At 34.6% G+C, this 13,769-nt stretch carries 15 protein-coding genes; 5 read left to right on the forward strand and 10 right to left on the reverse strand.

Going from position 1 to position 13,769, the window contains the following annotated elements; all coding sequences use genetic code 11:
• Positions 1 to 578: NrfD/PsrC family molybdoenzyme membrane anchor subunit (gene nrfD / locus ACP5O9_RS04075; RefSeq protein WP_424904498.1), on the forward strand; the 578-nt coding region annotated here is incomplete at its 5' end.
• Between the two features lie 3 nt (positions 579 to 581).
• Here the strand turns inward: nrfD and ACP5O9_RS04080 are convergent.
• From ACP5O9_RS04080 to ACP5O9_RS04110, 7 genes are read right to left on the reverse strand one after another with little or no spacing between them, the layout of a single operon-like run.
• Positions 582 to 1,871 carry a hemolysin family protein gene (locus tag ACP5O9_RS04080; protein WP_428723483.1) on the reverse strand — a complete coding sequence of 430 codons (1,290 nt, stop codon included), beginning with the start codon at positions 1,869 to 1,871 and terminating at the stop codon, positions 582 to 584.
• Positions 1,868 to 2,950: an isocitrate/isopropylmalate dehydrogenase family protein gene (locus tag ACP5O9_RS04085; protein ID WP_353685591.1), complete on the reverse strand. Its 1,083-nt coding sequence runs from the start codon at positions 2,948 to 2,950 to the stop codon at positions 1,868 to 1,870. Before ACP5O9_RS04085 ends, ACP5O9_RS04080 begins: the two co-directional genes overlap by 4 nt.
• A 13-nt stretch (positions 2,951 to 2,963) precedes the next feature.
• Positions 2,964 to 4,205, reverse strand: coding sequence for a LeuA family protein (locus tag ACP5O9_RS04090; RefSeq protein WP_353685590.1), 1,242 nt, complete (start codon positions 4,203 to 4,205; stop codon positions 2,964 to 2,966).
• Positions 4,206 to 4,230: 25 nt separating this feature from the next.
• Positions 4,231 to 4,719 (reverse strand): acetolactate synthase small subunit, encoded by a 489-nt coding sequence (ilvN, locus tag ACP5O9_RS04095; RefSeq protein ID WP_353685589.1) that lies wholly within the window; start codon positions 4,717 to 4,719, stop codon positions 4,231 to 4,233.
• Positions 4,720 to 4,728: 9 nt separating this feature from the next.
• Positions 4,729 to 6,459: a biosynthetic-type acetolactate synthase large subunit gene (gene ilvB / locus ACP5O9_RS04100; protein ID WP_353685588.1), complete on the reverse strand. Its 1,731-nt coding sequence runs from the start codon at positions 6,457 to 6,459 to the stop codon at positions 4,729 to 4,731.
• Between the two features lie 51 nt (positions 6,460 to 6,510).
• Complete coding sequence (locus ACP5O9_RS04105) at positions 6,511 to 7,269, reverse strand: sugar phosphate isomerase/epimerase family protein (RefSeq protein WP_428723484.1); 759 nt, start codon at positions 7,267 to 7,269, stop codon at positions 6,511 to 6,513.
• Positions 7,270 to 7,518, reverse strand: coding sequence for an FmdB family zinc ribbon protein (locus ACP5O9_RS04110; protein WP_424904500.1), 249 nt, complete (start codon positions 7,516 to 7,518; stop codon positions 7,270 to 7,272).
• A gap of 109 nt (positions 7,519 to 7,627) precedes the next feature.
• Here ACP5O9_RS04110 and ACP5O9_RS04115 point away from each other — a divergent pair, with 109 nt between their 5' ends.
• Positions 7,628 to 8,620, forward strand: a complete 993-nt coding sequence (locus tag ACP5O9_RS04115; RefSeq protein WP_428723485.1) for a dTDP-glucose 4,6-dehydratase — start codon at positions 7,628 to 7,630, stop codon at positions 8,618 to 8,620.
• Positions 8,593 to 9,351, forward strand: a complete 759-nt coding sequence (locus ACP5O9_RS04120) for a DUF72 domain-containing protein (protein ID WP_428723486.1) — start codon at positions 8,593 to 8,595, stop codon at positions 9,349 to 9,351. Before ACP5O9_RS04115 ends, ACP5O9_RS04120 begins: the two co-directional genes overlap by 28 nt.
• Here the strand turns inward: ACP5O9_RS04120 and ACP5O9_RS04125 are convergent.
• Genes ACP5O9_RS04125 through rd form a run of 3 tightly spaced genes read right to left on the reverse strand, consistent with a single transcriptional unit; the run spans position 9,323 to position 10,513 of the window.
• Complete coding sequence (locus ACP5O9_RS04125) at positions 9,323 to 10,120, reverse strand: hypothetical protein (protein ID WP_428723487.1); 798 nt, start codon at positions 10,118 to 10,120, stop codon at positions 9,323 to 9,325. The genes ACP5O9_RS04120 and ACP5O9_RS04125 overlap by 29 nt on opposite strands.
• On the reverse strand, positions 10,113 to 10,337 hold the full coding sequence (locus ACP5O9_RS04130) for a ferritin family protein (RefSeq protein WP_428723488.1): 225 nt from the start codon (positions 10,335 to 10,337) through the stop codon (positions 10,113 to 10,115). Before ACP5O9_RS04130 ends, ACP5O9_RS04125 begins: the two co-directional genes overlap by 8 nt.
• Positions 10,338 to 10,351: 14 nt before the next feature.
• Positions 10,352 to 10,513 (reverse strand): rubredoxin, encoded by a 162-nt coding sequence (rd, locus tag ACP5O9_RS04135; RefSeq protein ID WP_353685581.1) that lies wholly within the window; start codon positions 10,511 to 10,513, stop codon positions 10,352 to 10,354.
• A gap of 80 nt (positions 10,514 to 10,593) precedes the next feature.
• Between rd and ACP5O9_RS04140 the strand changes: the two genes are divergently transcribed.
• Entirely contained in the window at positions 10,594 to 12,798 is a 2,205-nt protein-coding gene (locus tag ACP5O9_RS04140) for a penicillin-binding protein 1A (protein WP_428723489.1), read from the forward strand.
• A gap of 13 nt (positions 12,799 to 12,811) precedes the next feature.
• A complete protein-coding gene (locus ACP5O9_RS04145; RefSeq protein WP_428723490.1) occupies positions 12,812 to 13,762 on the forward strand; it encodes a ketopantoate reductase family protein in 951 nt (316 codons plus the stop codon).
• Positions 13,763 to 13,769 lie beyond the last annotated feature (7 nt).

A 13,769-nucleotide genomic window follows, 5' to 3' on the forward strand; every position in this document is an offset into this window, starting at 1 on the left:
TGTTTCTCATAGCACCATCTAAGATTCATCCTCTCTGGTATTCGGCATTACTGCCGTTGTTTTTCCTCATCTCTGCAGTTTTTGCTGGAATTTCAATGGTCATAATTGAAAGCACTATATCACATAAAATCTTTAAAGAATACATAAAAGAGTTTGATGAAAAAGACTTCGATAGAAAGACAATAGGGCTTGCTAAGGCTCTTGTTGTATCGCTTTTTGTATATTTAATTCTTAAAATTCTTGACCTTACCCATTACGATAACTGGCATTATCTAAATACTGATTATGGCTACTGGTATCTTTTTGAAATTGTCGGATTTGTAATGACTCCTGCATTGATTTTAATAAATGCAATAAAAACAAATAATGCTAAAGTAGTTAGAGTAGTAGCCTTTGTTGTTGCTTTTGGAGTAATTGTTAATCGTTTTAATGTAAGTCTCATTGCCTACAACTGGTATATTCCTCTTTCTGATAAATACTATCCTACCTGGATGGAAGTGGCGCTCTCTCTGGGAGTTGTTACATTAATAATTCTTTTTTATAGATTCATTGTCAGAAGAATGCCTATTTTGTCATAGAGTTTACATTTTTAACGGTTCATACTTTATCTTTGATATTCTTTGACCTACCATTTCAATAACTTTGAAAACTTTACCATTAACATTTACAGTGTCACCAACGCGGGGAATTCTTTGAAGAGCTGTAAGAATAAATCCTCCAAGAGTATCATACTCTTCTGATTCTTCAATTTCTATTCCATAGTCTTCTTTTAAATCTCTTATTGAGATGGTTGCATCAATTATCATTGAACCATCTGCAAGCATTATTACAGGCATTTCAGTATCATACTCATCTCGTATCTCACCTACCAATTCTTCAATAATATCCTCAAGAGTTACAAGACCAGTTACAATACCGTATTCATCAACAACCAATGCCATATGAACTCTTTTTTTCTGCATCTCTTTAAGAAGAATGTTAATTTTCATTGTTTCAGGAACAAACATTGGAGGCTTTAGAAGTCTTTTTATATCCAGTGTTTCTGGATTTTTAATAAGTGCATTATAAAAATCCTTTGCATGAAGTATTCCTCTGATGTCATTTAAGTCTTTTCCCAGTGCAGGATATCTTGAAAACTTTTCATCCATGATAATCTTTTTAATCTCATCAATGCTCATGTAAATACTAACAGTAACCATTTGAGGAGCCGGGACCATTATTTCTTTAACTGTTATTTCACTAAAACTAAATGCACTGTGAATGAGTTGACGCTCTTCAGGTTCAAATATGCCTTTTTCTTCTCCCTCTTCAATTAGAAGCTTTAATTCTTCTTGAGAAATAAAGCCTCTCTGGGAAAATGCTTTAAGTCCAAAGGGTTTGAGAACAAAATTTGTGCTAATAGTGAGAATTTTTACAAAAATAAATGTTAATTTTGAAAACTTATCGATAAATTTTGCAGTTTTTAAACTTACCCAATCAGGATGAACAAGAGCAATGGACTTTGGAATTAGTTCACCGAGTACTACTGAAAAGTAGGTAACTAATATGACAACTATAGCTAAAGAGATTGCTTCAGCAGAAACTTTTAAAAAATTGAATGGTAGAAGTTCAATCAATGGTTTTATATTTTCTACTGCATAAGCACCTGCCAGAGCTGAAGCAAGGCTGCCTATAAGGGTAATTCCAACTTGAATTGTCGCAAGGAATTTATCTGGATTTTCTTTGAATTTTTTAACTATTTCAGCATTTGGATTTTTTTCTTCAATTAGCTGTTTAAGTCTTGATCTTCTTAATGTAACAACTCCAATTTCAGCTGCAGCAAAAAAACTGTTTAAAATAATCAAAAAAAATATTAAAAAAATTTCGTTCATATTGTTGAAATTTTTTTAGCCAGTGCCTCTGCTACCTCCTGTGTTCCTGCTGGTGGATTTGGATCATCAGGTGATTTCATATCATAGGTTACAAATTTTCCTTCTTCTATGATTTCTGCTACAGCTTTTTCTATTTTGTTAGCAGCCTCTGTTTCACCAAGATGTTTTAACATCATAACTGCACTTAATATTATTGCAAAAGGATTTACTTTATTCAATCCTTTATATTTTGGTGCACTTCCATGAGTGGGCTCAAAAACAGCATATTCATCACCAATGTTTGCACCTGGTGCCAGTCCAAGTCCTCCAATTAATCCTGCTGCAAGGTCACTTATAATGTCTCCATAAAGATTTGGTAGTACAAGCACATCATAAAGCTCTGGTTTTTGAACGAGTTGCATACACATGTTATCCACTATTTTATCTTCAAACTCTATGTCTGGATAACTGGTTGCTACCTGTCGTGCAACTTCAAGGAAAAGTCCGTCAGTGTATTTCATAATATTTGCTTTGTGCACAGCAGTAACTTTTTTTCTTCCGTTTTTTCTTGCATATTCAAATGCAAATCGGACAATTCGATCTGTTGCAAAAACTGAAATTGGTTTAATACTTATTCCAGAATCCTGTCTTATTCTTTTTCCTGTTTTTTCTTCAATAAATTTAATCAACTGAAGAGTATCAGCTTCATCTTTCTTAAATTCAATTCCTGCGTAAAGGTCTTCAGTGTTTTCTCTTATTATGACAAGATCGATATTTTCATATTTTGTTCTTGCACCTTTAAAGCTTTTGCAAGGTCTTACACAGGCATAAAGGTCTAAAGCCTGCCTGAGGGTGACATTTACACTTCTGAAACCTGTTCCAACAGGTGTTGTTATTGGTCCTTTTATTGCTATTTTATTTTTTTTAATTGAATTTATTACTCTATCTGGTAGAGGATTTCCCTCTTTTAAATAAACTTCCTCACCAGCATTCTGAATCTCCCAGTTAATTTTTACTCCTGTGGCTTCTACAACTCGCATCATTGCTTCTGATATTTCAGGACCAATTCCATCTCCTGGAATGAGTGTGATAGTATACATTTATCAGTCCTCCTTATGGTGTTACTGTAAGAATCTGCCTGACGATGTCAGGATACTGGGCTATAAACCTAAGCTCATCATCAGTGAGAGGTTTCTGAGTATGTAAATTTGCATACTGAACAAGTTCAAGTATTTTTCTTGCTTCATTGTCATCATGAAATTCTATGCCAAGCTTGCTGTATACATATCTGAATCCTTTTATTCCACCGTATTCTCCAGTGGTGATAATCCTTCCTGTTTCAAGAAGTTCTGGCTCTCCACGACCAACATCTTCTGGAGAGTAAAGTTCGTAATTGGCTCTGTCTTTTAAAACTCCATCAGCATGAATGCCTGATTCATGAGCAAATGCATTTGCACCAGTGCCTGGCTGATTTATAGGAATTGGAATATTAAAAGCATAGGAGGCGTATTTTGCAATCTTCCATGCCATTTTAAGATTAACATGTTCATCAAGAGGACACTTTTCTTTCAGTCCATGGGAAAACTTCAGAGCAAGAATTGTTGAGACTAAATCAGCATTGCCAGCTCTTTCACCATATCCATTTACTGTTGTATTTATGTAACTGTCTACTCCTGCTTCTACTGTAGCCTGAGCTCCTGCTACAGAGACTGCTTCTGCCATGCCAAGGTCATTATGACAGTGCATTTCAATGGGGAATTTTGTTGCCAGAGCAAGAGTATGAATTCTTTCATAAATTGTAATGGGGTCTTCGCATCCCAGTGTATCACAATAGCGGAATCTATCTCCACCTGCTTCTTTACCTGCAAGAATAAATTCAATGAGTCTGCTGAGTTCGGTACGAGAGGCATCTTCTGCATTAAATCCTACTGTTTCTGCTCCAAGTTCTTTAGCAAGTTTTACAGCATTATACATGCTTTTTACTATATCATCCCATGTTTTTCTTCCCTGAAACTTACCCTGTATCATAATTTCAGATGTAGAGATTGAAAGATTTAAGTGTTTAAGTTTTGGGCAGTTTTTAAATGCTAACTCCACATCTTCAGGAATAGCTCTTGCCCAGCCTTCAAGATGAATTCTTTTAAAAACTCCCATCTCAGCAAGTTCAAGATTGGCATTAATGTAATTAATTTCATGTTTTAGGGTAGGGAATCCAATTTCACTCTGATAAACGCCCATCTCATCAAGATATAAATTAAGCATTGTTTTTGAAAGCTTTGGAAGCAGTATTCTTGAAGTCTGAACGCCATCTCTATTTGTTACATCAATAAGATAAACTTTTGGCTTGTCTGCCATTTAATCCTCCTTTTTTGAAAATTTGTTATTTTCTTTGTGATATTTCTCTTGGAATGGCTACTTTACCTGTTCTAACAAATTCTTTTATTCCAAAGGGTTTCATAAGTTCTATAAAAGCCTGAATCTTTTTTTCATCTCCTGTGACTTCTATTGTATATGTTGTAGGCCCTGAATCAACAACTCTTCCACGAAATATTTCAACTGTTTTTAATACCTCAAGTCTATTTTCCTTTCTTGGTGCTATTTTAATTAAAACCATTTCTCTTTCTACATGATCTATTTCTGTTAAATCAACTACTTTTATAACATCAACAAGTCTGTTAAGCTGTTTTGTAATTTGTTCAATAACTCTATCATCACCTGTTGTTACGATTGTCATTATTGATATTTGAGGATCAATTGTTTCTCCAACTGAAAGACTTTCTATATTATAACCTCTGCCACTGAACAATCCTGCAATTCTTGCCAGAACTCCAAATTTGTTTTCTACTAAAACAGAAATTGTGTGTCTCACTTTTTCCTCCTATTTGACCGCTTTCAGCTTGCGCTCTTTTTTCTTTTCTTCCAAAATCATTTGATCAATAGGAGCTCCAGGTGGCACCATAGGATAAACCTTTTCCTTCCAATCAACAACAAAATCCATAAATACTGGCTTTCTTATTGATAAAGCTTCTTTTATTACAGGTTCTACTTCACTTGGTTTTGTTGCTCTTAATCCCACTGCACCGTAAGCTTCGGCAACTTTTACAAAATCTGGTGCTGTGCTTAAATAAGTATGAGAGTATCTTTCATTATAAAAAAGCTCTTGCCATTGTCTTACCATTCCAAGATAGCTGTTGTTTAATATGGCAACCTTTACAGGTAAATCGTAAACAACAGCTGTTGCCAGTTCTTGAATATTCATCTGAATACTTCCGTCTCCTGCTATATCAATCACTGTCATCTGAGGAAATGCAAGTTGAGCACCAATTGCTGCAGGAAAACCATATCCCATTGTGCCAAGTCCACCTGATGTTACAAATCTGCGAGGTTTGTCAAATTTATAAAACTGTGCTGCCCACATCTGATTCTGACCAACCTCTGTTGTAATAATTGCGTCCCCTTTTGTAATCTCATATATCTTTTCAATAACATACTGAGGTTTTATAACTTCTGGGTCAAATTCGTATGTAAGAGGTTTTTCCTTTTTCCATTGATTTATCTGTTTAAGCCATGCCTTTCTTACTTCTTCCCACTGAGGCTTTATTTCTTCTTTGAGAATCTTGTTTAATACCTGAAGCACTCTGCTAACATCTCCAACTATGGGAATGTCAACTCTTACATTTTTACGAATTGATGTAGGATCAATATCTATATGAATAATTTTTGCCTGAGGAGCAAAAGCATCTGTTTTTCCTGTGACTCTGTCATCAAATCTCATTCCAATTGCGATTATTAGATCCGAGTTCTGCACTGCCATGTTTGCGTAGTAAGTGCCATGCATTCCAAGCATTCCCAGCGAAAGCTCATGAGTGCGCGGAAAGCTACCAAGTCCCATAAGGGTGTTTGCAACAGGAATTTGTGTCATCTCTGCAAGCTCTTTTAAATGTTCATGAGCTTCAGAAATAATACAACCTCCTCCAGCAATAATTACAGGTTTCTTCGCTTTAGCAATTTCTTGTGCTGCTTTTTTTATCATATAAATATTGCCTTCGTAAGTTGGGTTATAGCTTCTTATGTGAACTGTCTCTGGCCAGATAAACTCTGCCTTGCCCTGGGTTACATCCTTAGGAAGGTCGACAAGAACAGGTCCTGGTCTTCCTGTAGTTGCAATATAGAAGGCTTCTCTTATCTGTTTTGCCAAATCTTTAACATCTTTTACAAGGATGTTGTATTTTGTGCAGGGTCTTGTAATTCCTACAATATCTGCTTCCTGAAAAGCGTCATTTCCAATAAGAAATGTTGGCACCTGACCTGTAAAAATAACAAGAGGGACAGAGTCCATATAAGCAGTTGCTATACCTGTGACAGTATTTGTTGCACCAGGACCACTTGTTACCAATACAACCCCTGGTTTCCCACTTACTCTTGCATATCCATCAGCAGCATGGGTGGCTCCCTGTTCATGCCTTGTAAGAATTAGCTTTATATCTGGATCATCGTAAAGAAGGTCAAAGATATCAAGAATTACTCCTCCGGGGTATCCAAAAATATGTTTTACCCCCTCTCTCTTAAGGCACTCAATTAAAATTTCTGCACCTTTCATCTTTGCCATGGCTATATCCTTATTTTATAATTTTTAAACAATAGAATACCACAATAATTTTTATCTAATCAATATATCAAGCATTTTTATGCTTTTGAATACCTCTTCAGGCGTATGGGCTTCAATTGTGTAAATACAATTTTTATTTTTCAATAATTTAAAAAATTTTTCAAATTCAAAGCAGCCACTTCCAATAGAAAGATGTTCATCAAATTTTTTATTGTTATCATGAAGATGAAGCTCTACAATGTAATCATTCAAACATGCAAGCCATTCATCAATGCTCTTTTTTGAAAAAAGATTAAAATGTCCTGTATCAAAACATACTCCAAAATAAGGTGAAGAAAGTTCTTTCATAAGCATTAGAAGATTTTCAGGTTCTTCTTCAAAAATGTTTTCTATGGCGATTTTAATATTCAGTTGTTCAGCTCTTGGTAAAATTTTTTCCCATGTTTTAAGGCTTGCCTCAAGCCAGACTTCTACTTTAAAGGCATACTTCCATTTTTCATAGCCTGAATGAAAAACTATTGATACTGGATTTAATATCTCAGCAATATCAAAAACTTGATTAAATCTTTCTATGGTCACTTCTCTTACCTTTGAATCAACTGCACCAGGAGATAAATCCATAAAAGGTGCATGGAAAGATAATGCAGGCTCATAGGATAGAGTTTTTTTAAGTTTTTCTGTATCCTTTGTAGTAATACAATCAAGTGATTGAGAGTCAAAATATATTTCAAGGTTAAGTTTTTCTTTCTGAATGGTATCAATGTAATTATAAATTTTGTTATATGGCACATGGATATGTATGTTTTTCATTTATGTGGATTTTTCCTCTGATTTTTTGGAATTTGTATTTGAATTGGAAGAGCCATTTCCTGAGTTGTTTTTTCTTGCATAGTCTGTTACATACCAACCACTTCCCTTTAAAATAAAAGAAGACTTGGATATAAGTTTTTTAAGTTCTCCTCCGCAAACAGGACAATTTTTTAAGGGTTCTTCGCTAAATTTCTGAATGACTTCGTGAACTTTGTGGCAGTGCATACATTCATACTCATAAATTGGCATCTTACTCCGCACCTCCTTTATACTTATAAGGGTATTGATAAATTTTATTTTAAAACATTCTTAGCCATTTTTGGTATAATTAAGTAAAATTTTTAAGGAGGATTCAGACATGAAAGTTCTTGTAACTGGTGGAGCCGGTTTTATAGGAAGTGATTTTGTAAAACTGGCTGCGAGAAAAGGCTGGAAGGTCACAGTTGTTGATAAATTGACTTATGCAGGGGATATGGAAAGACTTAAACCAATTCAAGACAGAATAGATTTTTATAATGTGGATATTCTTAACAAAGAAGAATTAAGAAAAATATTTGAAAAACATAAACCCAAAGTAGTATTACATTTTGCAGCTGAGACAAATATAGACAGATCAGTCATAGAGCCAAGCATTTTTATGGAAACAAACATTATAGGTACTATATATCTTCTTGAGCTTGTTAAAGAGTTTGAAGTAGAAAAATTTATAAATATTACCTCTTATGAAGAATATGGGAATATTAAAGAAGGAGAAAGGGATGAAGACAGCCCTTTAAATCCTCGTTCTCCCTATGCTGTAAGTAAAGCATCAGCAGATATGTTTGGGCAGGTTTACTGGAGAGCATTGAAAGTTCCTGTTATTACTTTAAGACTTTGCAGTATTTACGGTCCATGGCAGAATCCTGAAAGACTTATCCCTATGACAATACTTAAGGCTTTGCGAAATGAGCATATTCCGGTTTATGGTACAGGCGATATAATCCGAGAATGGTTATATCTTTGTGATTGTATAAGAGCAATCTTTGCAGTCTTAGAAAAGGGCAACCCAGGAGAAGTCTACAATGTGGGAAGTGGAGAAAGATTTCAGGTCATAGATATTGTAAAACAGATACTAAAAATGCTTGAGAAACCAGAAACTCTAATAAAATTTATGCCTGACCGTCCAGGGCATGAAAGAAGAATTGCCATTTGTAGTGAAAAAATCAAAAACAAAACAGGATGGAATCCTGCAACAAAGTTTGAATCTGGCTTAAAATCTACAATAGAGTGGAATTTAAACAACAGAACATGGCTTTTTAAAAAGTTGTTTTATTATGAAGACTTATGGAGCAGGTTATACAAAGAAGAATAAATTACTATATCGGCACATCAGGCTGGCAATACGGACACTGGAAAGGAATTTTTTATCCTGAACAATTAAGATATTCAGAATGGTTGTCTTATTATTGCAGGCATTTTTCAACTGTAGAAATAAATGTAACTTTTTATAGAGACGTACGACCTTCAACATTTCAAAAATGGTATAGTCTTACGCCAGAAGATTTTCTATTTTCAGTAAAACTTTCAAGGCAGATAACACATTTTAAAAGACTTAGAGTGGATAAAAATTTGCTGAACAGTTTTATTGAAAAGTATGCTTCTTTAAAAGAAAAATTGGGTATCATTTTAATTCAACTCCCGCCTGGATTAAAATTTGATGAATCTCTGTTTAATGATTTTGTCTCGTTGATTGACAAAAAATATAGATATGCAATTGAGGTTAGAAATAAAACCTTTATAAACGATAATTTCTTTGAAATTTTGAAGCAAAATAACATAGCGTTCTGTATAGCAGATTCTGCTGGAAGATTTCCTTACTACGAAGCCATTACAGCAAATTTTGTTTATGTGAGGCTGCATGGCTCACAAAGGCTTTATGCATCAGAATATACAGATGAGGAATTAAGACAGTGGGCTCAAAAACTTAAGGTATGGAATAAACCTAGCTTTTTTTATTTTGACAACGACTTTCTGGGATACGCTGTAAAAAATGCATTGAGGCTTAAAGAGCTTCTTACTGACATTTCCCATTCCCAAAAATAGGACATACTTCTTCCTGAGTGTTTGTTTCGGGAGCTTTACTAAGCAGATATTCTTTTATACTGTTTCCTCCAACAATAAATTTTTTCGTTGTGCCTTCATCACAAAAAAGAACAGGGACATGGTCTATTTTCAGAGCTCTAAGAGTGCCTACAATTTCTTTTGCTTCAATAGTCTGAACTGAAAGTGAATGTGTTTTACAGAACTGTATTACCTCTTCACAATGGGGACATCCTTTGGAATAAACAATCACATACCTGGAAGAAGGTATTGGATTAATCTCAGGATTTACAAAGTAAGTTATTAAAAATACACAAACAAAACCAGCAAATGCATAAACCATTTCTAACCGTTTTTTAAATAATCTTACAACACTACTTATGAAAAGAATTCCAAAGACAGTAAGACAAAAGATACATAGTTCTTTAATTATAAATAGTTGGAAACCAAGCAAATAACCTTCTACTGATAATGCTGCGATAAGAATCCCTGAATGAATATACTCAATTAATGTTTTAATTTTCTGAGGAAATTTATAAAAAGAGATAAATATTAAGATTCCAAATAAAAGTAAACCTGCCAGAAGGAGAACAAGGTCTCCTCCTTTAACAAAGCTTTCAACAATCTGGCATCCCTCTGTTGTGCAGAGACTCTTACCATAAATATGAAAGATGGTTTCAGCTAATACAACTAAAAAACCAGCGAGATAAAATACTAAAACCAAACTTTGAATTCTAAACTTTGAATCACCAAAGGCTTTAGTTTTAAACATATCTATAATATACCATAATTTGCTTACAGGATAAAGTATCCGCTGGGATTTCTAATCCTTCAAGGGCTTTTTCAATCATCTTAATGTGATTTTTCTCGTCTTCTGCAATAGTCATAAACATTTTTTTGCCCACAGGATGGGAAACTTTCTCTGCTGCTTCTGTGTAAAACTTTACAGCATCTGTTTCCATTTTTAAAGCAAGTTCAATTGATTTCATAAAGTTCCTCCAAATTACTCTTCCGGTTCAAACATATCCTTTGTGGCACCACAAACAGGACAACTCCAGGTATCCGGCAAATTTTCAAAAGCTGTTCCTGCTGGAATACCGCTGTCAGGGTCTCCCTGTGCTGGATCATAAACATAACCACAAACACTGCATTTGTACTTTTTCATAGCTTTCTCCTTTTAATAAAATTTATTTTAAAAACATTTTAAACTATTTCTTTTTAATAAATCAATGTTATAATATTGTTATGAAAATTAAAGTCATAGTAATCACAGTTGTTGTGCTTATTGCATTCCTGGCAGGTGCGGGTTTTGCTCTATTTAGAGACATACCTTCAATAAAAGATTTTGATAAGGTAAAGCCATATCAAGGTACAAAAGTATATGCAGAAGATGGAACTTTAATAGGTGAATTTAAGATTCAAAAGGGTATATATGTTCCATTAAAACGAATTCCTAAACATCTCATAGATGCTGTAGTTGCCACAGAGGATAATCGCTTCTGGAAACATAAAGGAATTGACTATATTGGGATAGGGAGAGCTTTAATCACTGATATTTTACATATGAGCCTTAAAGAAGGTGGAAGTACAATTACTCAACAGCTTGCAAAAATAATGTTTCTTACTCCAGAGAAAACAATTTCAAGAAAAATCAAGGAAGCCTATCTTGCCATGAAAATTGAAAAGGAACTGAGCAAAGACAAAATACTCGAGCTTTATCTTAACAATGTTTATTTTGGACATGGAGCCTATGGTGTTGAAATGGCATCAAGAATATATTTCGGCAAGTCAGTTCATGAAATTACTCTGCCTGAGGCAGCTTTACTTGCAGGATTAATAAGAGCTCCAAATACATACTCACCATACAATGACCTTGTCAGGGCAAAACAGCGTCAGGAAACAGTACTTGAAAGAATGGAAAAGGAAGAGTTGATTACTCCTCAGGAAAGAAAAAGAGCCTCTATGCAACCTATTCATCTGAGTTCATTGAGAATTTCAACTGAAAATTACAATTATTTTCTTGAGTATGTGAGAAAACAGCTTGAAGAGAACTTTGATATTGAAAAAATTTACAAAGGTAATTTAAAAGTTTACACAACCCTTGACCCCCATGCTCAACGGGCAGCTCAAAAAGCATTACAGGAAGGGCTTAGAGATGTTGATAAAAGAATTGGTTGGCGTGGACCAATTGGAAAAGTCTCTCTAAAAGATAATGAACAAAAAGAAGAAAAGGTTGCTTTTAGCCCAACAGTTGGAGATATTGCAAAAGGTGTTGTCATCTCAGTTTTGCCAAATCAAGCAGTTGTTAAAGCAAGAGGATTGAAAGGAAAACTGAATTTACAAGATGCTTTATGGGCAAGTAAAGTAATAGATTCTTCAGGAAAGGTCAGAGTAATAAAAAATTTCCATCTTACGGATATCTTACATCCAGGAGATGTTATAATGGTCAGATTCAAATCAATTGGTAAAGAAATTTTATTTGCCCTTGAGCAGGAACCTGAAATAGAAGGTGCAGTTGTTGCATTGGATCCGCAGACAGGATATATAAGAGCAATGGTTGGTGGATACAGTTTCCAAAGAGGAGAATTTAATAGAGCTGTTTATGCACGAAGACAGCCTGGAAGTAGTTTTAAACCCTTTGTGTATGCTACAGCAATCGAAAAAGGATTTAAACCTGAAAGCACCATCCTTGATGAACCGGTTAGTTACAGAACAGGACTTAAAGAATGGTCACCATCAAATTATGATGGTCAATTTTGGGGCGAGATTACATTGAGGGTAGCTTTGGCTTATTCAAGAAATGTTCCAACAGTAAGATTAGCAGAAATGCTTGGAGTTGATTCAATTGTAAACCTCGCCAGAAGAGCTGGAATTAACTCAGAAATGCCTGCGGATCTGACTTTAGCACTTGGTAGCCTCAGTGTCTCTCCTTTGGAGTTAACCTCAGCCTTTGCTGTGTTCGCAAATGGAGGTAGAAAAATTAAACCAATTGCAATAAAATATGTAACTGATGCATCTGGAAAAGTGTTACTTAATAATGAACCACAATTGGAAGATGCAATATCGCCTGAGGTTGCTTATACCATTACTGATATGCTCAAAGATGTTGTAAATTATGGAACAGGAACAAGAGCAAATATTGGAAGACCTGTGGCAGGTAAAACTGGCACAAGCAACGATTTTAAGGATGCCTGGTTTATTGGATACACTCCTCAACTTGTAGCAGGTGTATGGGTTGGCTATGATGACATGAGAAAAAGTCTTGGAGCTGGAGAGGCAGGTGGAAGAGTTTCTGCTCCAATTTGGGCACAATTTATGAAAGAAGCTCTGTCCAATAAAGAAATCCAGGACTTTATCTGTCCAGCTGTTACCCAGGAAACCACAGATAATTCAAATCCTGAATCTCCAAAAGACTCTACTAATAAAGAAATTAAATCTATGCCAAGATAAACGGAGTTTTAATATGGAAATAGTTGTTTTTGGACTGGGTGCATTGGGAACAGTTTTTGCCACCTGTCTTAAATCTCAGGGACATACTGTTTTTGGATTGACAAAAGAAAAATACATCACTCATTTAAAGGATAGAAAACTAAGGATAAAAGGACTTTTCGGCAATAAAGAAGCTCAACTTGATGGTATCTTTACAAATACCGAACAAATTAAAAACAAAGCTCCTCACCTTATAATTGTTTCAGTAAAAGCTTATGATACTGAAACCGCTATTAATCAAATTAAACCAATCGTAGGGCAGAATACTCTGATTTTACTTGCTCAAAATGGATATGGAAACTATGAAGTGGCAAGCTCTATTGTTGGCAGACAAAAAGTTATTCTTTCAAGAATAATTTTTGGTGCAAAAATTGTTGAAGTTGGCACAGCTGAAGTCACTGTTTTTGCTGATGATATAATTGTGGGACAACCAGATAAGGCAGTTCCTGAGGAAAAATTAATTGAAATTGCAAAAGTTTTTAATGAAGCAGGACTTCCTACAAGAGTATCTCACGATGTTTATGCTATCTTGTGGGATAAAATTCTTTATAACTCTGCATTAAATCCTCTTGGAGCAATTCTTGAATGTAGTTATGGCACTCTGGCAGAGCACGAAGAAACAAGAAAAATAATGAATAAAATTGTTGAAGAAATATTCAATGTGGTAAAGATAAAGAAGATAAAACTTAACTGGAAGGACTACAAAGAGTATCTTCAGCATTTTTATGAAAAACTCGTTCCACCTACCGCAAAGCATTTTCCATCAATGTATTACGATATAAAGCAGGGTAAAAAAACTGAGATAGATGCATTAAATGGTGCGATTGTTAAGCTTGCTAAAGAATGCAATTTATCCGTGCCTGTAAATGAAACAATCACAAATCTTATTAAAGTGAAAGAAAAACTTATGATGAAAAATAAATAATTTCTTT

The sequence above is a fragment of the Thermodesulfovibrio sp. genome, from assembly GCF_049969575.1.
Taxonomy (GTDB): domain Bacteria; phylum Nitrospirota; class Thermodesulfovibrionia; order Thermodesulfovibrionales; family Thermodesulfovibrionaceae; genus Thermodesulfovibrio; species Thermodesulfovibrio obliviosus.